Below are 23351 nucleotides of genomic sequence, written 5' to 3'. Positions count from 1 at the left end.
CCCGCTCTTCATCCGTAGCTTCGCTGCGTTTTTTTCTTCAACCAAATAGCGAAACTTCAAAATCGCCCGAGTTCTATTGTAAGGCCATACAGCCAAAGCTGTCATTCCCGGCGCGGCGTTTCTCTTGGAAGGGCGTTATTCCCACTCGATCGTCGCCGGCGGTTTTGTGCTGATGTCGTAACAGACGCGATTGACCCCTTTGACTTCGTTGATGATTCGCGTCGAGATCCGGGCCAGCACTTCGTACGGCAGGTAGCTCCAGGTTGCGGTCATAAAGTCATCGGTGTTGACGCAACGGACGGCGACTGCATTTTCATAGGTGCGTGCGTCTCCCATCACGCCGACGCTCTGCACCGGCAACAGCACGGCGAATGCTTGCGACGTTTGGCGATAGAGGCCGGCGGCTTTGATCTCGCTGACGACGATCGAGTCGGCCTCACGCAGCACGGACAGTTTTTCTTCGGTGATGTCGCTCAAGCAGCGAACCGCCAGACCGGGACCGGGGAACGGGTGTCGCCAGACCAGATCTTCCGGCAGACCCAACTCCAACCCCAGCTTGCGGACTTCGTCTTTGAACAAATCACGCAGCGGCTCGATCAGCTCGAAGCCGAGCTCTTTCGGCAATCCGCCGACATTGTGGTGCAACTTGATCGTCGCGGCCGGGCCATCAAGAGCAGCGCCGCTTTCAATCACGTCGGGATAAAGGGTCCCTTGCGCCAAAAACTTGGCGTCTTTGATCTTGAGCGCTTCAGCCTTGAAGCATTCGACAAATTGATAGCCGATGCGGCGACGTTTCTCTTGCGGTTCGGTGATCCCGGCCAGCTCTTTCAGGAACTGGTCTTTCGCGTCGACCACATGCAAGTCGGTCTTGAAATGCTTGGTAAACTCGGCGATGACCGACTCGGCTTCTTGCTTCCGCAACAGGCCGTTGTCGACCAAGATGCAGGACAATTGCGGGCCAATCGCTTGATAGAGCAGGGCCGCGACCACCGCCGAATCAACGCCGCCTGAGAGGCCGCAGATCACGCGATTGTCGCCGACACGCTCGCGAATTTCGGCGATCGTCTGCTGGGCGAAGTCGTGCAGTTTCCAAAGTCCTTCGCAATCGCAGACCGAGATGACAAAGTTGCGGAGAATCTGAAATCCCAGCGGCGTGTGGGTCACTTCGGGATGAAACTGCATCGCGTAAAGCGGCAGTTCTTTGTGTCGCATCGCGGCGATCGGACAGGTCGACGTGCTGGCCAACGGCTCAAACGATTCGGTCACGTTCGTGACCTGATCGCCGTGACTCATCCAAACGTCGGTCTCGCTCGGCAAGCCTCCAAACAGATCTTCGTTCGGAGAGATGCTAATCTTGGCGTGACCATATTCACGCTGCGACGTGTTCTTCACCTGGCCGCCAAACGCCTGGCAGATCAGTTGCATGCCGTAGCAGATGCCGAGCACCGGAATCCCCATCGCGAAGATGCCGGGATCGCATTGCGGCGCTCCTTCTTCATAAACGCTGGAGGGCCCGCCAGAAAGAATAATGCCGCGCGGGTTATGCGCCGCGATCCGCTCGACTGAGATGTCGTGCCGAACGATTTCGCAATAGACGTTTTGCTCTCGTACGCGGCGAGCAATCAGCTGGGCGTACTGCGAACCAAAGTCGAGGACGAGTATCTTTTCGTCAGAGATGCGAGAGGCGTCAGAGTTGTGATCAGGCGCAGGAGCCGTCATCGTCATCCTTCCGTCGAAACCGGAAAACGAAAAAGCCCGCCCAGAAACCGGCGGGTGAAGGAAACCGCGTATTATATCGCGATCGCCAAATGCTGCAAACTAGCTCTTCGGCCGGCTTCCTACTGCGGAAAGGCGCGATTGATGAAGATTGCCCAACGCGGCTCTTCGTTGGTTCTTCCCCGGTTTACCCCTGTCGCGGCGCCGCCTAGCATGAAGATCGAACCGCATCTTTGCTGCGCTCAATCAGCCCCCCCTGCGCTCTATTGGATGGAACGATGGAAATCTTGCTGACGAATGACGACGGAATTTACGCCCCCGGATTGGCCGCGATGGAGCGCCAACTGCAAAAACTGGGAAATGTCACCGTGGTCGCGCCCGCGACCGAACAAAGCGGCGTCGGGCACTCCATCACCTTTCTCAGCCCGCTGGTCTGCAAAGAAGCGTACGATGGCGATCGGCATCGGGGTTACGCAGTCGAAGGGAGCCCGGCCGACTGCGTGAAGATCGGCGTTTTCGAGTTTTGCAAAAAACGGCCTGATTTGATCGTCAGCGGCATCAACGGCGGGCTGAACGCCGGGATCAACGTCCTCTACTCAGGCACAGTCGCCGCCGCGATCGAAGGCGCGTTTTTCGGCATCACCAGCGTCGCCGTCTCGTTGGAATGGGACGAAAACCCGCAGTTTGACGTCGCCGCGCTCAAGGGCCGCGAGATTATCGAGAAAATTTTGGCTCAAAAAGGGGAGCCGGCCCAGTTGTTCAACCTTAATTTCCCGACCGCCGCACTGCGGAAAAAATCGATTGTGCAGGTTGTACCGATGGGCTTGGCCCGCTACGGCGAACATTTTATCAAGCGAAAAGACCCCCGTGGACGCGACTATTACTGGTCCACCGGCGATCCCAAGCCCGAACATGGCTCGGAAGAAACCGATCTCTCGGCGCTGGAGAAGGGGGATATCACCCTCACTCCGCTCCACTTTAATTTGACCGAGAGTGCGTATCTTGACCGAATGAAGTCTTGGGATTTGCAAATCGCTGACTAGACTGGAAGTTACCCCCCAGTTCTGCATGGCGAATTTCGTCATGCCGTATGCCGTCGCAAATGAAGCGGCGGCTCTCTGATTTGATCGCCGCAAGTCGTAACGGACGCGCGCGGCGATGCGCCGAACTCCCTGTTCGAAAAATGAACGTAAGCCGCGTTATCGCCGGCCTGTGCTTGATATTTGCCGCCGTATCCTCCAGCTATGCGCAAGATTGGCTGACCTCTCCCAGCTTCTATAGCCATAGTCAGGAAACAGGGGATCGCGTTGCGCAGTACTCGCCCGACCCGGCCGTGAATCAACCGTACAACCCCAGCTATATGAGCTCTGGTTATCGCCAGTTCCGCAGCCGAATCGGCAGCGGCGGCAGCGTCGACAACTATCACATCGTCCAAGAATGGGGCCGACCGGTTCGACCTTACGGCGAATGGTTGCATCCGTATCGCCCCTACTCGGTCCCGTATCAATTGTGGGGCGCACCCTATCAAGGCTTGGGTCCGACCTTCAACAACAATTTTGGCGGCTTTCCCCAACCCTACGGTCCCGCCGGCGGCGGAGGATATGGACCCGGCGGAGGCGGACCCGGAGCTGGTTATGGTCCCGGCGGTGGTGGCTATCCGGGCTACCGCGAAGGGGACATCTGAGCAAAGTCGAATTGAGAACGACCTGCTTTGTTAGCTCAGACTGGACGCCCAAAGATGTTCAGCATCCTCTTGTATCGGACGCCATTCGGAAAAAAGCGTGAAAACGGGCTCGTTGCGCGGCGTAAATTTCGTGCCGAATATCGTCAGGCCAAAGGCTTGACCTACATCCGCTTTCCCGTTTCCGCTTTTCTTCTACTTCTTCCCAATCCGATACAAGCTGTTTTCGGTCCGCAGCACAATCGCACCGTCTAACAACAGCGGGCTCGCCATGATTTGGCCGGCGATTTGGCTTTCGGCGAGCACTTTGAATTCTCGTTCTGGCGCAACGACGATCGTTTTGCCTTCTTCGTTGCAAAAGTAGATCCGCTCTTCGGCGATCGCCGGCGAAGCCGAATAGTTGCCGCCGAGACGTTCGGTCCAGACGGTTTCGCCATTTTCGGTATCAACGCAGGTCGCAATGCCGCGGTCCGAAACCATGAACAACAAATTCTTCCACAGGACGGGAGAGGGCTTGGTCGGCACTTGTTTGTTCATGGTCCAGCCGACGTGCGAATCGGTCACGTCGCCGAGTCCCTCGACGCTCATCGCCCACAGTTCGGCGCGGGTAAAGCCGGTGCAGATATAGACAATTCCATCCTTGAAGACAGGTCGCGGCACGTTCGAAAACCCGTCGCCGTGATCGACGCGCCACAGTTCTTCGCCCGAGAGCGGATCGTAGGCGCAGTCCCACTGGGCGCCGGGGACGATCGCCATTGTCCGCCCCTCCCAGGTGACGACCAGCGGCGTCGCGTACGCCTTTTGCATGTCGCCATCTTCTTTGCGATGCGGGGGACGATCGGTCTTCCACATCTGTTCGCCGGTGGTCGCGTTGAGTCCGCAAACGTATTGCTGGTCGGCGCCGTCACACGTCAAGATCATCACTCCGTCATGCAGCACCGGCGAACTGCCGGGCCCCACATTGTGTTGCAGCGGCAGTTGATTCTTCCAGACGAGTTTTCCTGTGATCGTATCGACACAGCACGTGCCGTAAGTGCCGAAGTGGCAATACAAACGGTCCCCTTCCAACACCGGAGTCGGCGATGCGTAGCTGTTGGTCGAATGAATTGGATCCGGATCTTCGATGTAGAACAGGTCGACCTGCTTGCCGATCTCCCCAGTGGCGTAGTCAATTTCAATCGCACGCAACTGAATCGACGCCGCCAATTCGCTGGTCATCTGTTGGAACTTTGGTTTCCCCTTCAGTTTTTTTTCAAACGCTTCTTTAGAGGCCTCTGTCGTGATCGCGGTGGTCAGCCATAGCTTGCCGTTGGCGAGAACCGGCGATGACCACCCTTTGCCTTCGATCGGCGTTTTCCACGCGACGTTCTCTGCTTCCGACCACTTCAGCGGTACATTGGTCGCTTCGCTGACGCCGTCTCCTGATGCGCCGCGAAACTGGGGCCACGAATCGCCAGCCCAAGCCGGAGAGCAGAAGGTCAGTGCGAACAACGTCGTAGCGACCAATCGATTTCGGAAGGTCATCGTGGGCGAACCTGTCTGGAGATAGCGGAAGGGTAGGGGGGCGGGATGCGGAAACCGAATCAACTAATCACGATGGCAGCCGCCGCCGCCACACTGCGGAGCGCCGCAGCCGCCAAAGGAACTCGGCGGAGCCGCCATCGGCAAGCTTTGCGAAGATCCGCCGCTATGCGCGGCCGGCACGCTCCATGCCTTTTCGAGCTTGGTCGCGCCGCACTGGGGGCACGCAGGAGTTTCCTCGCCGCGAACCAACGTCTCAAACTCGCAATTGCACTGAGTGCAGACATATTCAAACAGCGGCATCGTAGTGCGGCTCCTTCGGGATCGATTTCCCAGCACGGGGGGTTTGTCTTATCATACGGGACGGGGCTTTTTCTCGAATACGCCAAACCGACCGAATTATTATGCCCAAACCTACCGGTTTTTCGCAAATCACCCGGCAGCAGGTTCGCGCCGTCGACCAGATTGCGATCGAGCAATATGGCGTTCCCGGCGTCGTTCTCATGGAAAACGCCGCTCGGGGGTGCGTTGATATTCTAGCCGCGCGCACGGCCCAATGCGTCCGCATCTGCTGTGGAAAAGGGAATAACGGCGGCGACGGGCTGGCGATGGCCCGGCATTTGGACCTGTTGGGGATACCGACCCAAACATTGCTCTTTTGCCCGGCCGAAGAGATCACCGGCGACGCGGCGATTCAACTGAACATCGTGCGGAAAAGCGAGTTGCCGCTAGAGATCATCCCCGCCGACGTGACGGACGAGACGCTCCATCGGTTGCTACTGGATGCCGATTGGATTGTCGACGCGTTGCTGGGGACCGGTATCAAAGGGAACCCGCGTGCCCCCATGGATCGCGTGATCCGCGCGATCAATCGCAGCAACGCCCAACGCATGGCGATCGATCTGCCAAGCGGCTTGGACTGCGATACCGGCACGCCGGGCGATCCGACGGTCGAAGCGACGGTAACGGTGACATTCGTAGCACCCAAGATCGGCTTCACGGCGGAAGCTGCAAAGCCTTATCTGGGAGAAGTGGTCACGGTGGGAATTGGCGCGCCGCGTCAGGCGATCGAGCAGGCGATGGGAGCGGGACATTGAAAGGCATTTAAGCCGAAGGAGTCGGGTACACCGGACCACCGGAAGAGGAAAGCCGCCGATGCAAACGCTGGGTCGTGACCATGTCGCTTTCCGTTTTCGCTTCACGGCTCAGTTGCGGTAACGGTTGGTCATCAATGGCGCCTCGATCAGCATGAAAACCGGGTCGGCCAATTTCATCCCGGTTGGTTTGGGCTCTCCCTGAGAAAGCCCAAACCTAGTTCAATTTTATTCGTCCAGTTCCGACTACTGCGGCAACACCTCCAATGTCGCGGCATAGCTCAAACGACGACTTTGCGCTTGGGGAATTGTCGTCTTCTCATCTTGGGTCGACGTTTCTAACCAGTACATGCCGGGCTCGTCCCACGTAACGCTAAATTCCCCTTCGGCATCGGTCGTAAGATGAGTCGCTTCCGGAGAGTTGCGATAACGCGTTTCCCCGCGAATCACTTGGACCTTCAGCCCTGCGGCGGGCTTGCCGTCGACCAGGAAGCGAAAGCGGCTCTTTTCGCCAGCGAAAAGATCGTTCGGATGGGTGACTGCAATCAACTCGATTCCTTTACCGGTCGGTTTCAAAGCCACCTCGTTGGGAGCGCCGTTGGTGACGAACGTCTCGACGCGTCCGACGCTTTCCGAAACGCGCAGGTCTTGCGCGTCTGACGGCACTTCTTTCGCAAACGACTCAGGCGTACCGCGCCAACGACGCGACTCTCCGTTTTCGTTCCAACTTCCGAAAAGCCCATGATTCAATACGGCGATTCGATACGTTCCTTGCTGCTGCAACTGCAGGTCGAACACGCTCCGATACTTACCGGTCGCTTGATTCGCTGCTTCGACTTGCGCGCCATCGGGGGCGACAATTTGCAGGTTGTCGAGCGACAGCGGAAAGTGATTGAAATAGAATAGATCGTTGGAGACGGCCGCATCGACCGTGATCCAGGGATCTTCTCCCGACAACACCGTCTGCGACGGCAATAGCCAAACGTTATGCGCCACTGCGGTTAGCGAAAACAAGCTGACGAATAACAGCGAAGTCAAAGTCGAACGTAGCACAAGCATCTCCTTGATCGGTCAAATCTAATAAAAATAGGGCAGGCTGGATCAGGGGCGAACCGTCAGCGTCACTTCGCCCAACTCTTTTTCTCCGCTCACAGCGTACGACTGCTCGGCGGTCGCCGGCCAGGAGAACGGCACTTTTACCAACTCGCGACCACCATGCTCGCGGGCCGCTTCGACCACCAATGCGTACTGCCCGGGTTTCAATTGGGCCAACGCGGCTTTGCTGTCGATCGTTAGTTCGTGCTTGCCAACCGGGCGCGTCGCCCCCGAAATTCCGTCGACCGGCATCTCCAACTCACGACCAGAGCGCCGCCACCACTGTCGCAGGTCAGGCAACCACTTGGTGCCTGAGCCTTTTTTCTTTCCCTTCAACTGATACCAAACGGCGACGTTCTGGACGACTTTGGCGTCGGCGTCCTGAACCCAAACCGCGACATAGGGGCGGTGATAGCCGCCGACGTTGAGCTGTGGAATTTCGACGGTGACCTCGAGCTTTTCCGCTGCTTCCGCGGCCAGGATAACGCCGTTACCAAGCAGCGATAACGTCACGGCGACACAAGCGCCAAAGAGACGATTTTTGTTCATAAGCGACTCACGTAATGGGATCGTAGGCGAAAAGGAAAAATCAACGCAAAGGTCAATGCATCAGAAACATCGCGATCAACAGCGGCAGCACAAATCCGAGCCCAACCAACGGCCAGGTCATCCGCCGCTGCTGAGCATGGAAGTACAGCAAGTAAAGCCCGGTCAGGCAAAAGACGAGCGTTGCAATTGCAAAGATGTCAAGAAACCAACTCCAGGCCGTCCCGGTATGGCGTCCCTTGTGCAGATCATTGAAATAAGCGATCCAGCCGCGCGACGTTTGCTCAAACTCAACTTCACCGCTCTCTCGATCGATGCTCAACCAAGCGTCGACGCCGGGCCCTTGCATCGAAAGATAGACGTCATCTTCGGTCCACTCGGCCGGCTTCGGCGGAGTGGAAACCGCCAATTCACGGCGCAGCCAGCGGGTCACTTCGACCGGCAAAAGATGGTCTCCTTCCTCCGGCTGCTGACGCAAAATGTCCATCAGCTTTCCAGGAACCTCGGCCGTTTGGTTGACGACCTGCGGCTCGGACGAGATCTGTGCGGCATGGTTCAGCGTGATACCGGTAACCGCAAACACGATCATGCCAACCAAGCAAATCGCGGAACTGATCCAATGCCATTTGCGCATCGCCTTGTTCCAGTAGGCGCGGCTTTGGCGACGACGCTCTTGGAGAAGCCGCTTTTTCTGCAGGATTTCGGCTGTTTCTGGCATCGACAACTCAGAGAGACGGGCGGTTTATTGAGAACAGGTCTCAACTACTATTGGCCCCATCTTAAGAAATCGTTGAAGAGAAATCAACGCGGCAGAAAATTTGGATGCGAAGTTTAACGCCAAACGCCGCAAAGAGTGTCGCAATAAAACCGAGAGAGCAGGCCTCGTCGCTTGTTGCGCCGATTGAAGCGGGGCCTAGCGGCGGCCTTTCCGCTTGGCGGTTTCTGCCGGAATCTCGAAGTCTTGTTCCGCGTTGTCGGCAGTCAGAACGGCCTCGGTGTGGTGCTCATAGAACTGCATCGCGCGAGATTTCTCCCCTTCGATCGGCTGTATCTCTTCGATCCGCACCATGTTCGGCCCTGACTTGACGCCGCGGCCGCTTTTTTGGGTGCTGTAGTGACCGTCGATAATCTCGGCGAAACCTTGCGGACCACTGTTCCCGGCTCTCACATCTGGCTCAAAATAAATCATTCCCCCCGATATCGGTTGGCCGTCGAAGGTGACGTTGCCGGTAACTTCGATCTCGCCGGGGAAGTCCTGGCTTTTACTGCAACCCAGAGCGAAAGTAATTGCGACGGTCAGGCCGAGCCAACAGGTCAAGCGGCGTGTCGGTAGATGCGTGGGCATGGGGCAGGGTTTCCGTTTAGGAATGAAGCAGGAGGGGGGACGAAGCGATGACAATTGCAAAGGGGGCGACGTAACCCTATTCCGATAGGACTTCGCCGCCATCACGACTAGCGGCCGCTTTGTACGTCGCGATGTCGATTGTTTCGCTATAGAAGCTGACCGAGCCATCGCAACTGACGAACAGGGCGCCGCCTGGGTGATTGCTGCCAAAACTGGTGCTCATCCACTGCCCAATAGGAACATTGATGCCGGCGTCAATGTTCTTGAAACCGCCGGTGGCCGACCTGACGATGCCGCCGTTGCCGCCGCGGTACCAGGGACGATAGTGCGTTTCGACCCCTTTCCACGAGATCTCGCCGACCATCAGCGTATTGGAAGTACCGTCGGTAATATCTCGGAAGCCGATCTGCCCCATCTTTTCGTAAAGTCCCAGCACGCCTTGCAAGGCGTAACCCCCGTAAAAATCGGGCTCGTCGGTCGGATTCTCGTCGTAGCGATAGGCAGCGCCGTTGGCGGCGTTGGTTCCCTTGGGGCCGGCCACGCCATAGTAGTGCGTCGTCAGCACCCCAGGATCCGCATATTGCGCCGCGCGTTCGTCAAAGCTGGGGCAAAAGTAGGTTTCGACCGAATTCGTTCCGGCGCTGTTATTTTGGCTCCAGCCGGTGGCTTTCATATTGAACTGTTCGTAGAGCGCCCCTTGCTCAATAAACGGCAAGATCTTCACCAACCACGGCAGGCCATTGCCAATGTGCATTGCGCCGGCGGGAAACTTACCGAACGTGTCGTGATAGTTGTGCATCGCCAAGCCGATCTGCTTGAGCTGGTTGCTGCATTGCATCCGCCGAGCGGCCTCGCGAGCTTGCTGAACCGCCGGCAACAGCAGCGCAATCAAAACGCCGATAATGGCGATCACCACCAGCAATTCGACCAACGTAAAACCGAGAAGCTTGCGACGGGATGGGGCCAGCATGGAGGGGTCCTTAGCATATAAAGTATCTGAGAATAGCGCAGAAAAAGCATTTTAGTAGTTATTTCGGGGAGAAGCGACGATTCGCCCTGAAATTGCAAAAAAACATGCTCTTTATTTAGAAAAAGAAGACGTTTAGAGCCGCTTCTTCCAGAACGCCATCTCATCCGTCTGAGGATCCCCGCCCACAAATCCGCAGCGCTGATAGAGTCGCCGGGCCGGGTTGTCGTAGCGGACTTCCAACGTGAGATACGAACAGCCGTTCTCTTGGGCTACGCGCGACATTTCGTCAAGCAGCGCTTGCCCGACGCCGCGACCGCGATGTGCGGGATCAACCGCCAAGTCGTGGACGTTGATCACTGGGCGAGCCGAGAAGGTCGAGAAGTTGTAAAAGCCGTTGGCCAGGCCGACGTATTGGCCGTTTTCTTCGGCCAAGAGTCCGACGAATGTGGGGAAGTTTTTCAGCCGCTCGATCAGGTGCTGGTGGACTTCGGGCAACAGCGGCTTGCCGCCCCCCATGACGTCGAGAGCGTATTGCTCAAGCAGACGCATCAGTGCGGCGGCATGCTGGTCGTTGAGTAGGTCCACAGTGACGACCTTACCGGCGAACGGCGCCGGACCTGAAGCAGCGGGCATTAATTACTCTCCCGCGTTGTCGAAGTCGAGATCCTTCCACTTCATAGCGCGGCGGAATGGTTCGATGCGGAGCATCACTTCGCCGTTCTGGAAGACGCGAACCGTGCCATTCGACTCGCTGACCACAATCGCGATCGACTTCGTCTTCTTGCTGATCGCGGCCCCGGCCCAATGCCGAGCGCCCAGTCCTTTGGACAAGGTAACGCTGGCCGACGAGACGTCGACCAACCGGCAAGCCGCTTCGACCACGCCGTCGGCGTTGATGATAAACGCACCGTCCAACTGGGCGATCTCTTTGATCCCCTCGCGGACGCGGCCGTCAAAGATGCTCCGCTCTTTGCGATTGTACCCCTTGATCGGGTCGAAACCGCTCGCGACGCTGTGATGCAGCACTTTGCGATGGTCGCCCACCACAAACATGGTGCCGACCGGTTTCCCCTCGCGGCCTTCGCGGCCGATATCGACCGCCAGATCGATCACATGCTTGAGCGTCTCCAGCGGCACGCTGGTCTCCAAGCGGCGGAGATCGCGCGAGGTCAGGCGGCCGAGATGCTCAGACAGGCGAACCAGGCTGATCGTGTCCAACCGCGACTCGTCGAACCCGCTGTAGAGCGCCACGACCGACGCGCCGGTGGCGATAATATCGTCAGCGACAGATTCGACCAGCGCGTGGGTCAACTTTTCCAGAATCGGGCTTTCGTCCAATTCGACGACGATCGGCATCAGGCCGGCTTCTTTGGCGCCTTCGAGCGCCTCCTCGTTATCGGCGGCGATAATCGTTTTGGTATCGCCGGCGCCGGCTTTGATTTGGTCCCATTCGCAAACGCCCTCCGCGAAGATGAGCAATGCGTCGGCCTCGGCTTGCTTCACCAGCGCAGCGCCGATCCGGAGAAACTCTGCGAATTGCTTGGTGAATTTCTGTTGCTTCATCCGTGGCGGTCAGTTCGGCAATTCGCCGAGTCAGAAGTGCAGGCCCCAGGCCCAATGCGATCGTGAACGCATGGTAGAAAAGATCGCAGGCCTCGGCAACTACGTCGACCGTCGGAAACCATGATCTGCGCTGCGATTAAGGCAATTTCGTCGCGACTTCAGCGCTGCGATGCCCTGGAGGCGTGTCGAAGACGCGTTGGTCGTAGATCGCCAGAGCGTGCAATCCGTGTCCTAGCGGACCGATGCTCCAGTCCATGCGAGGATTTTTCTCGAGGATCGTGGCTAAGTAATCGATCGCTTTTTGCATCCGGGGCGCGGTCAGTTCTTCGTCGGTCAGCGAATAGGCGAGCCATTCGGCGATATGTCCTGTCGTTTGCAGGCGACGCTGCAGATCTGGCTTCGCGGCGCGACCTTCAAACCATTCAGTGCTGAAGCTGCCGTCCGGATTTTGCAGCCGAAAAGTGTACGCGTAGTAGTCATCCAGGAAAATCTTGGCTCTTTCCCAGTGGCCGTCCATCGGCTCTCCCGAGAGTTCGCGTTTGCGGACCGCATAGGAGAATCCCATCAGGCGATGCGTTCCGCCGCAGGCGGCGCCGATCACCGGTTGACGCAATTCTTCGTCAATCAGCCGCTCAATCGTCCAGGTCTGGCCATCGTCACTCTTCCACTGGGCGTCCACCGGCAGATAGTAGGCCAACGAGATCAGCTTGAAGGTCAATTCGCTGGCCGGGCGGCACGTTTCCTTTTCAAACTCGATCAGGTCGGAGATATGAAAAACCTCGTTGCCGACGCGAACTTCGTACGACGGCGTGACATAGCTTTGGGCGAGCATCGCCAAAAATTGGCCATGATGTCCTTGCACGCCGGGCCCTTGGCGAGCTCCCAAACGTCCGCGGTCGACGTAGAAGAGATCGTAGCCCTTACATTTGCCGTTCCAGCAGAGCCAGCCGATCGCATTGACCGAGCGATTTTCGCGACCGCCGGTGCGGACATGCGCGTCAACGCCATACGGCAGCATTCCGTGCATCGTCGCCCAGACGTTTTCTTTCGCGACGTCGATCGGCTGCTTGTAATAGTAGTCCAGCACACGGTGGATTTTACTCCGCAGGCGGACTTGGTCGGCGGTCAGCTTTTTTCGCGGGGGAGCTTCCGGCGCTTTCTCGGCCGGCATCTCTTGTTCCGCAGGGACAAGTTGCTTGGCAGGCGCCGTTTCCGACAGCTTTTTGGGCGCCATTTCGTCCGCTGGCATTTCGAGCGGAATTTCCATCGGCTCGATCGAGCGCGGGGCCGTTTTGGGCTCGCTTTTCATCGATTCGGCGACGCCTGAACCGATCTCGCCGGGCTGTTGGTTCAACGGCAACAGCTTCAGCATCGGCTCTTCGGCGGCTTCCGCTTCGGCCGCTGCACGCTGCTCTTCTGCGGTCAGCGGAGCAATGGGAGCGGGCGCGTCATTGACCGGAGGAGCGGCTTTCTCGGCGCCAAATCGCAAGGCGATACGCAACACCGGTGCATCAAGACTCAGCACGGGAGCTTCGACTTCCGACATCGCCCTACCGGCGTTGGCGGGCGCTTGCAATCCTGGACCGTCCGCCGCCCAGCAGGGTGCGCAAAGGTTAAAAATTGCCAGAAGTGTAAATAACGTCAAAGGTTGTCGCATCATCCGTGCCCTGAGTATCTGTCGAAAGTTTGCTGGTGGGGCAAACTACGCTTTGCTGCAATCGCCTTATTGCAGCTTGGCATACGCAGTTTTCGGACGCAACCGCGAATTGAAATCAGATCGATTCGCGCCGCGCCATTCCTTTTTGCAATCGAGGGGAGCCTCGTCCGCAGAAACGACACATTCGTGCCTGCCGGGCAGGTTGCCGAAGTCCGAATGAAGGAACGAATCGGCATGGCCCGAAGCCGGACTACCGCAAGAAGGAGGGAATCATCCAACTTGTCATGCTGACGTTCTCAGGAGGCGCAGGATTTTCGCCCATCGCATAGGCCTCCCATTTTGACGCGTCGCCGCCATAGTCGACTTGACTATGCTGACGCAGCGACTGGATCGCCACATAGCGGAGCGCTGGATCACGATCTTGCACCGCCGGCAACAATGCTTTGCGAGACTCCGGCGAATCAAACTGCTCGAGCGCTTTGGCGGCGGCAAGTCGGACATCCAGCTCTCGATCGCGGACGATCAAGTCTCCCAACTCTTCAATTGCTTTCGGATCTTTGCCGACCACCATCGTTTCGACCGCCATCACGCGGACACGCATTTCCGAATCGTAGAGGCCGCTCCGTAAACCTTCATGAGCCGCGGGGGTTTGCAGCGTCGCCAACGCTTTCAGAATTTCGATCCGCAGCAGCGGATCTTGCTCTTCTTTGATTTGCTGCGTCAGCTTATTGGCCGTCAGTTGTTTTTCCGAGTCGCTCATTTCCTCGGCGTAACGCGCCATTCGACGAATTTCGTCGCGGCGCTGCGTGGGATTTGGGCCATATTTCGCCAGATCGGCAGGGTCATCCTTGATTCCCCAACCGAACGGGCTGCTAATAGCGCCGTTTTTGGTGCAACCGAGCACGAGTATTAATAGACAGATTGCAAGACTGGCCGACTTCATCGTTGCCCTTCGAAGGATTTTCTAGCTGATTTAGGTCGCAGGGACGCGAGACGATAGCAAAATGAGGAGGAGTCGCCTAGACGAATCCAACTGCCGCTAAAACCGCGCCCCGAGGGAGAAAATTGTGCTTTTCCACGCTTCGCATCCCCCGTCAAAACGTGGTAGGCTTTCCACTTAGGGCTCGCCGCAAAGTCGCAAGGGACAATATTTCCAATTCGGCGACGAATACCATACGACGTTACCGCCTTATTCGCTCATCTGCCGGGAGGGTTTCTTTGGTCGATCCCAAACAACATGCAAGCAATCGGGGCGCGATCGAAACGATCCTGCGCTATATTCCCGGTTTTAGCGGTTACCTAGAGAAAGAGTATCGGCGCGATGCGGATACTCTCACCCGAAAATGGATCGCCGATCGCTTAGATCGAGCGAAATCGCCGCTAGATACGTATGGACGCATGCTGGTCGATCTCGGCCAGATTGACCAGCTACCCATGATTGACCGTCTTCGCGCCAAACTCGACACGGCGATTGGGCGCCTGCGAGGAGCGATGCCGGGCTACAGCGGCTTTTTTGATTTTGTGCAAATCGGCGAAGATCAATTGGATGATCTCTACGACTATGACGGCAGCTTGATCACCGAGGCCGATACCGTCGCCGGCGCGATCGAAAAATTGCCGGCCTCTAGTGATCCGCCAGCCGTTGCGCTGACGCCGCTGATCGCCGCGGTCAACGTGATGCTAGCGAAGCTGGACGAACGCGAAAACATCCTGAAGGGAATCGGATCGGAGCCGCCGACCTCGTAAGGGGACCGCGGCGCCGAGCACTTCGACGAACAAGCAACACGAGGGGGAAACGCAATGGGTATCCGACTAGAAGTCATTCAATATTTTGACGAAACGAATCGCTCGCTCGTCCATCGCGAACCGCCCAGCGGTTCGGCCGACATCAAGTACGGCGCGCAGCTGATCGTTTCCCAAAATCAGGAAGCGATCTTCTTCCGCGACGGCAAGGCGATGGATACCTTCGCCCCGGGTCGCTATACGCTGACGACGCAGAACCTGCCGCTGATTACCAGCATTCTCACGATTCCGTGGGAGAAGTCGCCGTTTCAGTGCCAGGTCTACTTCTTTGGCAAGCAGACCTTCCTGGACCAAAAATGGGGGACGCGTCAGCCGATCACGGTCCGCGACGCCGACTTTGGCATGGTCCGCCTGCGCAGTTTCGGCAAGTTCTCGTACCGCATCAAAGACGCGGCGCTGCTACTGAACACGCTGGTCGGCACGCAGGGAAAATATACGACCGACGAAGTGACGTCGTTTTTGAAGGATGTCATCGTCGCGCGGCTGACCGATCTGCTCGGCACGTCGAAGATCAGCATGCTCGACTTGCCGGCCAAATTTGATGAGATCGCCGCCGGCACGCGCATCAAAGTCGCAGAAGACTTCGCGAAGTATGGTCTGGAACTGGCCGACTTCTTCATCAATGCGATCACGCCGCCGGAAGAAGTGCAAAAGGCGATCGATGCGCGCAGCAGCATGGGCGCGATCGGCGACTTGCGTGCGTTCACCATGTATCAAGCAGCCAACAGCATGTCGAAGATGGCGGAGCAGGGGGGCGGTACCGGAAACAACGCGATGGGAATGGGCATGGGCGCCGGTTTCGGCATGATGATGCCCGGCATGATCCAACAATCGATGCAAGGACACGGGCAGCCGCCGATGGCGCCGCCGTCTGGTCCGACTATGCCGCAACAGCCTCAGCAACCGCAACAAGCCGCGTCGATGATGGCCGCTTCCGGCGCTGGCGCCGCAATGGGCAGCGCCCTGTCGTTTGATGACCTGGCTCCGGCGGCAGCGGCTCACAAGGTCGACCCGCAGCAACTCGTCCAAGCGGTCGCCCAGTCAAACTCGTGGAGCATGTCCGAAGATGGCGACGCGTATGTCGTCACCGTCCCGATCGGCAGTCTGCGAAAACAAAACGTTCATATCTCGTTCGACCGGAAAGATGACGACGGGCAAAGCCTGATCACGTTCCAGTCGTATTGCGGCCCAGCGACCGAACGCAACGCCGTCGCGCTGCTCCGCTACAACACGAAGATGATTCATGGCGCTTTCGCCTTTGTGACGACTCCGGCCGGTGAAATGATCACGGTCCAAGCGAATGAGTTGGCTGATACGGCCGACGTGTTCGGCCTGACGCGCGTCGTTACCGCCATCGCGTGGCAAGCCGACAAGGTCGAAGAAAAGCTGCTTGGCACCGACGAAAATTAACGCGTTCCGCCCTTTGCTCTCGGCCCTCGCGTGAAATTCCGTCTCGTCGCAATCGTCTTGGTGCTCTTGATCGCCGCTGGACTGCTTGCAGTCGGCGGCGATCATCTGACGTTACGTCTGGTGGGCGCTTCCGCACTGCTAGCGATCGGCGCCGCGGCGATCGCGTTGCCGATCGGATCGCTGCTGGCGATCATATTGGCGCGACTGGCGATCCCCGGCCGTTGGCTTGCCCAGGGGATGCTGACGCTGCTGTTGTTTCAGCCGCTCTATCTCACTTGCGGCGCCTGGCGGGCCGCGTTCGGACCGCAAGGTTGGTTGCAGGATCAAATCGGCCCGGCCGCGAATCCCTATTTGCTCGATGGCTGGCTCGGCGCGATCGTCCTGCACGGCGTCGCGGCGATCCCCTGGACCTTCTTCTTTGTGCGGATGCAATTGGCGACCAGCGCGCCGGAACTGGAAGAAGATGCGCTGCTTAATAGCTCCCCCGCTTCGACGCTGCTGAATGTGACGCTGCGCCGCGCTGCCCCCGGCGTGTTGATCGCGGCGCTATGGATCGGCGTCGTCGCGTTCGGTGAGATGACGGTCACCAGCATCTGCAACGTGCGAACCTACGCCGAAGTTCTGTTTACCGGCATCACGCTCGGCGAAGCAGTCGAGCAAACGTCGCTGCCGGTCTGGCCGGCGGTGTTGATCACGTTGCTGATGACGCTTGTCGCCACATCCTTGGCCGCGCAGTTGACGCCTGCCGGTGCGACCAGCATGCCGACCAGGCTCCCGACGTTTCCGTTGGGGCCCGTCGCCAAGTTGGTGGTCGCTACGATTGCTTGGCTGGCGGTCGTCGTGTTGTTTGGATTGCCGATCGGCGCCTTCGTCTACAAAGCAGGCCTGATTGTCGATGTCACTGGTGGCCAGGTGCTCCGTAGCTGGTCCGCTGCGAAACTTGCCGAATTAGTTTTTGCGTCGGCCGACAAATACTCGGGCCTGTTTCAATGGACATTCGCACTTGGCGCCGTCAGCGCCGCGGCGACGCTGCTGATCAGCGTCAGCATGGCTTGGTTCGCATCCCGTCGCCGGTATGGCCAAACGGTGATCGCAACCATCGCCGGCATCTTGTTTGGCGTGCCTGGTCCGATCATCGCACTCTCGCTGATTTGGCTGTTGAATCGTCGCCAGTCGCCGCTGTTGATTCATCTGTACGATCGTACGATTCTGGCGCCAGCGATTGCGCTGGTGATCATCAGTCTGCCGATTTGCTTGTTGCTGCTGTGGCACATCTTTCGGATCGACCCCGGCGAGCTGGACGAAGCGGCGCAGCTCGAAGGTTTCGGCCCTTGGCGGCGACTTTGGCGCATCGGCGTCATGCGACGTCCGGCGGTGTTGGCCGCGACGTATTTGTTAGCATTTGCGCTGGCGACCAGCGACGTCACCGCTTCGTACCTGGTCACTCCGCCGGGGGTCGACACTCTTTCGCGCACGATCTTCGAGATGTTGCACTACGGCGCCGAGGACAACGTCGCCAGCTTGTGTCTGATCAATCTGGCCTTCTCGGCGACGCTGGCGGTGATAACGATTATGCTGCTCAGACCTGCGTTTCGCGCGGCTCAGTCGTGACAGAACGGAAGTAATCGCCACCGAATCCCTCGTTTCGCGACGATCTTGCTTATACTGAAACGATGAACATCGCACGCAAATTATCGCCTGTTCTGGCGCTGCTCGCACTCATTTTGGCCGGCGGCATTTCTGCTTCGGCGGAAGATACGCTCACTTTTCGTCACGACGAAGTCGAAGTGACCAAGACCGGGCGCGTGATCGCTAACGCCGATAGCGGCGTCATCCTCGAGACGCCTGACAGCATGATGTGGCCGATCTTGGCGGACGATTTGATCGCGGCCAAGCAAGACGCCGGCGAGTTTGCGTTGCTCGAGAAGAAAGCGTTGACCGAGAAACTGTTGGCCGAGTTGCCTCCCGGTTTCGAGGTGCACGAAACCGCGCATTATCTGATTTGCTACAACACGTCGCGAGCGTACGCCTACTGGTGCGGCTCTCTCTACGAACGTCTCTATCGCGGCTTCGTCAACTATTGGAAGCAGCGCGGGGTCAGCCTGGTCGAACCGACGCAACCGCTGGTCGCGGTGATCTTTGACAACAAGCAAAACTACGCCGCCTATGGCAAACCAGAGCTAGGAGATGCTGCCGGTTCGATCATCGGCTACTACAGCATGCACACCAACCGCGTCGCGATGTATGACCTGACCGGTGTCGACGCGGTCCGTTCCGCCGGCTCAAGCCAACGCGACATCGCGCGGATCAACAACATTCTCGCACGTCCCGAAGCGACCTGGCTGGTCGCGACCATCGTGCACGAAGCGACGCATCAGCTTGCTTACAACTGCGGGCTGCAGATCCGCCTGGCCGACAATCCGGTTTGGGTCAGCGAAGGACTAGCGATTTATTTTGAAACGCCTGACCTGTCAAGCTCTCGCGGGTGGCGCGGCATCGGCGAAGTCAATCGGATTCGTCTTCCGCAGGCCAAACGCTTGGTCCAGCGTTCCGGCGGGCAAATTGTCGCGGATCTGTTGGTCAATGATGATCAATTTCGGAAAGCCGAGACGGCGCTCGACGCTTACGCACTTAGCTGGGCGCTCAACTACTTTTTGCTCAAGCGGTACCCCGACGCCTATGTCAACTATCTGAAAAATCTATCCCAGCGTCGCCCGTTGCATGATCCTCCGCGCGAAGAACGCATCGCCGAGTTTCAGAAATTCATCGCGAGCGACCTGACCGCATTCGAATCAGAGTTCCGCAAATTTATCGCTGGTTTGCGCTAGGACCTGTCGTTTGTGCGCGCCGTGAAAAGAAACGCGGAAAAACGCCCCCTACCCACCTAAAATCGAATAGCGATTTCCGGCGCATCGATCTAGAATCGGAACTTACCCACACCCTGCGTCTCCAACCGATTGAAGCGTTCTCACCTCACGAGACGCAGTCGCCTGCCAAAGGAGCTTCTTTTTATGCCGAATGAAAACAGCACTCCCAACTCCGATACGCGTCGCGAGTTTCTCCGCAAATCGGCCGCGATCAGCGGCGCCGCCGCGGTCGGCAGCTTGAGCCTGGCTCGCAGCGTTCACGCCGCCGGCGATGACACGATTAAAGTTGCGTTGATCGGTTGCGGTGGTCGTGGTAGCGGCGCCGCCAAAAATGCGACGATGGGCGATCCCAATTTGAAGGTCACCGCGCTCTGCGATATCTTCCCCGATGTCTTGACGCAAGCGCGCGAACGTCTGACCCGCGCTTTGGGCGATCGTTTGGAAGTAACCGACGAAACTTGCTTCTCTGGTTTTGACGGCTACAAGCAAGTGATGGAGACCGATGTCGACGCCGTGTTGCTCTGCACGCCGCCTCACTTCCGTCCGGCGCATTTGCGGGCCGCGATCGAAGCCGGCAAGCACGTTTTCTGCGAGAAGCCGGTCGCTGTCGACGGCCCTGGTTGCCGCCACGTGTTTGAAACGGTCGAAATGGCGCGTCAAAAAGACCTGAGCATCGTCAGTGGTCTTTGCTGGCGTTACGCTCCGATGGTTCAAGAGACCATCGCCAAGATCAAAGAAGGCGCGATCGGCGATATCGTTTCGATTCACGAGACCTATCTGACCGGCACGCTCTGGTATCGCCAACCGACATCTGAATGGACCGAGATGGAAAACCAGGTTCGCAACTGGACCTACTACACCTGGCTCGCCGGCGACATCATTGCCGAGCAGCACATCCATAGTCTCGACAAGGCCCTTTGGCTGAACGACGACGCGGCGCCGCTCGCTTGCGAAGCGGTCGGCGGACGTCAGGTTCGGACCGAAGCGAAATGGGGCAACGTCTACGATCACTTCGGCGTCTCGTACGAGTTCCCCAATGATGTGAAGACCTTCTCCTACTGCCGCCAGATGGCTGGTTGCTACAACGACGTCAACGACTACGTCTACGGCACCAAAGGCAAGGCGCAAATCCTCAGCGGTACGGTCACGCCGAACGAAGGCGAAGCCTGGAAGTACAGCGGCCCCGGCGGCAGCATGTACGACCTTGAGCACAAAGCGTTGTACGAAGGGATGCGTTCTGGCAACATCATCAACAACGGCGTCTACATGACCCGCAGCACGTTGATGGCCATCATGGGCCGCATGGCCGCCTACACCGGCCAGAAGATCACTTGGGACATGGCGCTCAACTCGCAAGAAGACATGACCCCGAAAGCTTACGAATGGGGGGACGCTCCGACACCGGTCGTCGCCATGCCGGGCAAGACGAAATTCGTCTAATAGGCTTTCAGCAAAATTAAGCGAAAAGAAAAGCGGGCCCGCAGGCCCGCTTTTTTTGTGCGCATCGCCCCAAATGCTGTCGAGAATGCCCACTTCTCGCTACTCTGCATAATTCGTGTCCGCAATCCAAGGGATTCGCAATCTAGGTTTGTAAGAGAAGGCCCTCCGGAAACGTCTAGCAGAGCAGAGAAATCGTTATGGCGCAAATCAATCACAAAGTGACGCTCGTCGTCGAGCGCAAATCGGAAGACTGCATCAAAGTGGCCCGCAAAAACGGCGTAAGCCGCGTTCGCCTTTGGAAGAAAGTCCGCCCCGGCGAGCACTACAAAGTCGAGCTACAGGACCACAACGACATTCGCTTTCTGAGCTTTGCAGAGATTGACGCGATGCAGGAAGGGGAGAACTTGCTGGAGTTTGAAGAGCGGAGTTACTAAAGTAAGGCGATGAAAATCGTCGTGTTTTATGTTCTCTGCTGGATCGCGGTCCTCGGTGGAATCGCTGGGTGTGAGCAGCCCCGCGCCGCGCAGGCGCCGACCTTTATCGGCCCCAAGGCGGCGAAGCCCAGACAATCGCCGATCGCCAAACGAGAAGGATGGCTGCCGCGCGACTTCTTTCAATCGGAAGAACCCCTCGACATCGCAAAAGCGATCTCTTCCGGTGATCTGGGGCGCCTTCAATTGCTGCTGGATCAGAATCCCGATCTCGATGCGCCAGGGCGGTATGGCTTTACGCTCCTCTATTGGGCGTTTGTCGAAGGAAACATGGACGCATTCAAAATGCTGTTGGAGCAAGGGGCTGATCCGGACCAGCAATTGGCAGAATATTGTCCCGCCAAAGGATGGAGCGTGTTCAGCGAACGAAACTCCGTATTGATTTCCAGCGTCTATGCGATGCGCCATGATTTCTGGATGGCGGCGCTCCCCTATTCCAAGAATCCCAATCAACCTGGAACGAACGGCCAAAATCTCATTCACTATTACTTTGAAACTTTACAAAGTCGCGGCAGCGAAAAGCACGTCCAAGCGATGATCGATAACGGTGTAGAATTTGATCAACGGGGCGCCTATGGCTATACGCCTTGTCATTGGGCGGTTCATAAATCGCCCAATATCTGCCTTCTCTTGCTCCAAGCAGGCGCCGATCCCAGCATTCGCGATGATCAAGAGCAGGATATTGTTGACGCTATCGAATCGCAGCTGAAACGACTCCGGAATTCTTCAACCGCAGCTGCTGAATTCGACCCCGCCATCAAGTGGCTGCATGCGAACTATCGTCAAGTGCAAACGCCGCTGATCCAACCAACACCGCAAGCACAGAAATAATCGATGCGATTCACCATTCGAGGCTTGCTGCTGCTCACGCTTTTGGTTGCGACATTCGCCTGGTCGGCAGTCGTCTGGCCGCAAGCGAAAAAGACGAAGAATCAACTACGCTCGGTGACCTCGAAAGAAGCGTCTAAGTTGAAAGAGCTTGAAGCAATCGACTTACGAGTTCAAATCTCCGCGGGGGTCTTACAGCGACGGCCGTACCCGTCTCCATTCTTTCTTGACGCAAAGTTACAGCACGACAAGCTGGTAGCGAACAGGGGAGACGAGTGAACGAAACGGTCTGGAAACGATTGAGCCTACTCTTCTGGGGCAATATCCTGGTGATCATTGTCGCGTGCGCGATCACGAACAGCTATGTTTTTTATTTGCTGAAATCGCAGGAAGCGGCGATCACGGAGAAAGAAGCGAATAACGAAAAATTGCGAGATCAACTGCTAGAGGCCGAACGCACTCTCATGACGGCGGAGGAATTCCAAAAGCGTTGGCGCAGCGAAGATCGCAAAGTGCAAGAGATGATGGCCGACTGCACTTCGCGAGACGACTTTATTGTTCGCCAGGGACCTCGAATCGCGTGGCATCCACTGCCCAAGCCTGCTCGCCAAGTAGCGAAGCTCGTGCTTTATCTTCCTGCCGGCAAGCATCGGTTGCTTGTCGCCACGCGAACCAGAGGAACGGCTCCGCCGCAAGACAAGCAGCGCAGCCCCTATGTCTATAACAGGTATCCGACCCGCGAAGAATTTCTAAACAGTCATCCTCGCCATCTATACAAGCCGAAACGATTGGAACTGGGCCCGGGCGCGGAAACGTATGAAATTGTGCTGGAAACGACCGATGAGCGGATGCGTCTCTCGGTACTAGGAAAAGAGAACCAGATCATTCGTGAAACAACATTCCCCGAAATCACAGGCCTGCGTTTTCTTTCCCTCCAGGTCCCGCAAGTTTGCCTTGCCTACCCGGTCGAAATGCAACTCCCCGCTGACTCTTCGCTGGGAAACTTACTTCGGCGGCAACACAATCGTCCGGTAACCGAGCTTGCCTCGGCTACGGCAAACTCCCCTGGTCACGTCGACATTCGAATTTGGATTGAAAGCGATTCGCGTCCCTGCATTCCGGCCATGGAAGTCGCCTCCAGAATCCAAGTCAGTTCACGTCATGGAGTTCGTACTCAAGCTCCCTTCCTCACGTCAGATGAGGTGAGGAAGTATTGCTTGCCCTACGATGGTGGCGATGTCTTGTACATTCGCGAGCCATATTTCACACGCTAAGCTTGCCCCCAACGCTGCTATCACCGAGCCCCGTGGGGGCTAAAGATGCG

At 57.5% G+C, this 23351-nt stretch carries 23 protein-coding genes; 11 read left to right on the top strand and 12 right to left on the bottom strand.

Annotated elements, in window-relative coordinates; all coding sequences use genetic code 11:
• Positions 1-135: 135 nt before the first annotated feature.
• Positions 136-1719, bottom strand: coding sequence for a glutamine-hydrolyzing GMP synthase (gene guaA / locus DSM3645_RS12370; protein ID WP_116344485.1), 1584 nt, complete (start codon positions 1717-1719; stop codon positions 136-138).
• Between the two features lie 275 nt (positions 1720-1994).
• Here guaA and surE point away from each other — a divergent pair, with 275 nt between their 5' ends.
• Both surE and DSM3645_RS30910 read left to right on the top strand, forming a co-directional pair.
• A complete protein-coding gene (surE, locus tag DSM3645_RS12365) occupies positions 1995-2759 on the top strand; it encodes a 5'/3'-nucleotidase SurE (protein ID WP_002652516.1) in 765 nt (254 codons plus the stop codon).
• A gap of 140 nt (positions 2760-2899) precedes the next feature.
• Positions 2900-3400, top strand: a complete 501-nt coding sequence (locus DSM3645_RS30910) for a hypothetical protein (RefSeq protein WP_131282502.1) — start codon at positions 2900-2902, stop codon at positions 3398-3400.
• A 192-nt stretch (positions 3401-3592) separates the two neighbouring features.
• On the opposite strand, the gene DSM3645_RS12355 is transcribed toward DSM3645_RS30910, so the two are convergent.
• Entirely contained in the window at positions 3593-4921 is a 1329-nt protein-coding gene (locus DSM3645_RS12355; RefSeq protein WP_002652514.1) for an outer membrane protein assembly factor BamB family protein, read from the bottom strand.
• Between the two features lie 63 nt (positions 4922-4984).
• Positions 4985-5221 (bottom strand): FmdB family zinc ribbon protein, encoded by a 237-nt coding sequence (locus tag DSM3645_RS12350; RefSeq protein ID WP_002652513.1) that lies wholly within the window; start codon positions 5219-5221, stop codon positions 4985-4987.
• 101 nt (positions 5222-5322) lie between these two features.
• Here DSM3645_RS12350 and DSM3645_RS12345 point away from each other — a divergent pair, with 101 nt between their 5' ends.
• On the top strand, positions 5323-6015 hold the full coding sequence (locus DSM3645_RS12345) for an NAD(P)H-hydrate epimerase (protein WP_002652512.1): 693 nt from the start codon (positions 5323-5325) through the stop codon (positions 6013-6015).
• Between the two features lie 243 nt (positions 6016-6258).
• On the opposite strand, the gene DSM3645_RS12340 is transcribed toward DSM3645_RS12345, so the two are convergent.
• From DSM3645_RS12340 to DSM3645_RS12300, 9 genes are all read right to left on the bottom strand, one after another.
• Positions 6259-7071: a DUF4198 domain-containing protein gene (locus DSM3645_RS12340; RefSeq protein ID WP_002652510.1), complete on the bottom strand. Its 813-nt coding sequence runs from the start codon at positions 7069-7071 to the stop codon at positions 6259-6261.
• A 42-nt stretch (positions 7072-7113) separates the two neighbouring features.
• Positions 7114-7656 carry a DUF2271 domain-containing protein gene (locus DSM3645_RS12335; protein ID WP_002652509.1) on the bottom strand — a complete coding sequence of 181 codons (543 nt, stop codon included), beginning with the start codon at positions 7654-7656 and terminating at the stop codon, positions 7114-7116.
• Positions 7657-7708: 52 nt separating this feature from the next.
• Positions 7709-8371 carry a PepSY-associated TM helix domain-containing protein gene (locus DSM3645_RS12330; RefSeq protein WP_002652508.1) on the bottom strand — a complete coding sequence of 221 codons (663 nt, stop codon included), beginning with the start codon at positions 8369-8371 and terminating at the stop codon, positions 7709-7711.
• Positions 8372-8566: 195 nt separating this feature from the next.
• Entirely contained in the window at positions 8567-8998 is a 432-nt protein-coding gene (locus DSM3645_RS12325) for a hypothetical protein (protein WP_002652507.1), read from the bottom strand.
• Positions 8999-9074: 76 nt separating this feature from the next.
• Positions 9075-9968, bottom strand: coding sequence for a DUF1559 domain-containing protein (locus DSM3645_RS12320; protein ID WP_002652506.1), 894 nt, complete (start codon positions 9966-9968; stop codon positions 9075-9077).
• A gap of 132 nt (positions 9969-10100) precedes the next feature.
• On the bottom strand, positions 10101-10601 hold the full coding sequence (locus DSM3645_RS12315; protein WP_002652505.1) for a GNAT family N-acetyltransferase: 501 nt from the start codon (positions 10599-10601) through the stop codon (positions 10101-10103).
• Positions 10602-10604: 3 nt separating this feature from the next.
• Positions 10605-11531, bottom strand: a complete 927-nt coding sequence (locus DSM3645_RS12310) for a DNA integrity scanning protein DisA nucleotide-binding domain protein (RefSeq protein WP_002652504.1) — start codon at positions 11529-11531, stop codon at positions 10605-10607.
• Positions 11532-11667: 136 nt separating this feature from the next.
• Positions 11668-13077 (bottom strand): hypothetical protein, encoded by a 1410-nt coding sequence (locus DSM3645_RS12305; RefSeq protein ID WP_050769361.1) that lies wholly within the window; start codon positions 13075-13077, stop codon positions 11668-11670.
• Between the two features lie 361 nt (positions 13078-13438).
• Positions 13439-14131, bottom strand: coding sequence for a HEAT repeat domain-containing protein (locus tag DSM3645_RS12300; RefSeq protein ID WP_081444806.1), 693 nt, complete (start codon positions 14129-14131; stop codon positions 13439-13441).
• A gap of 275 nt (positions 14132-14406) precedes the next feature.
• Here DSM3645_RS12300 and DSM3645_RS12295 point away from each other — a divergent pair, with 275 nt between their 5' ends.
• From DSM3645_RS12295 to DSM3645_RS12255, 8 genes are all read left to right on the top strand, one after another.
• Entirely contained in the window at positions 14407-14934 is a 528-nt protein-coding gene (locus DSM3645_RS12295) for a hypothetical protein (protein ID WP_002652501.1), read from the top strand.
• 54 nt (positions 14935-14988) lie between these two features.
• Positions 14989-16401, top strand: coding sequence for an SPFH domain-containing protein (locus DSM3645_RS12290; protein WP_002652500.1), 1413 nt, complete (start codon positions 14989-14991; stop codon positions 16399-16401).
• 30 nt (positions 16402-16431) lie between these two features.
• On the top strand, positions 16432-18012 hold the full coding sequence (locus DSM3645_RS12285) for an ABC transporter permease (protein ID WP_002652499.1): 1581 nt from the start codon (positions 16432-16434) through the stop codon (positions 18010-18012).
• Between the two features lie 62 nt (positions 18013-18074).
• Positions 18075-19229 (top strand): DUF1570 domain-containing protein, encoded by a 1155-nt coding sequence (locus DSM3645_RS12280; protein WP_002652498.1) that lies wholly within the window; start codon positions 18075-18077, stop codon positions 19227-19229.
• Between the two features lie 183 nt (positions 19230-19412).
• Positions 19413-20708, top strand: coding sequence for a Gfo/Idh/MocA family protein (locus DSM3645_RS12275; RefSeq protein WP_002652497.1), 1296 nt, complete (start codon positions 19413-19415; stop codon positions 20706-20708).
• Between the two features lie 197 nt (positions 20709-20905).
• Positions 20906-21142 (top strand): hypothetical protein, encoded by a 237-nt coding sequence (locus tag DSM3645_RS12270; protein WP_002652496.1) that lies wholly within the window; start codon positions 20906-20908, stop codon positions 21140-21142.
• A 9-nt stretch (positions 21143-21151) separates the two neighbouring features.
• Positions 21152-22030 carry an ankyrin repeat domain-containing protein gene (locus DSM3645_RS12265; protein WP_002652495.1) on the top strand — a complete coding sequence of 293 codons (879 nt, stop codon included), beginning with the start codon at positions 21152-21154 and terminating at the stop codon, positions 22028-22030.
• Between the two features lie 272 nt (positions 22031-22302).
• Positions 22303-23301, top strand: coding sequence for a hypothetical protein (locus DSM3645_RS12255; RefSeq protein ID WP_002652493.1), 999 nt, complete (start codon positions 22303-22305; stop codon positions 23299-23301).
• Positions 23302-23351 lie beyond the last annotated feature (50 nt).

The organism is Blastopirellula marina DSM 3645 (assembly GCF_000153105.1).
GTDB classification, from domain to species: domain Bacteria; phylum Planctomycetota; class Planctomycetia; order Pirellulales; family Pirellulaceae; genus Blastopirellula; species Blastopirellula marina.
This window is presented reverse-complemented; position numbering and strand designations above follow the sequence as displayed.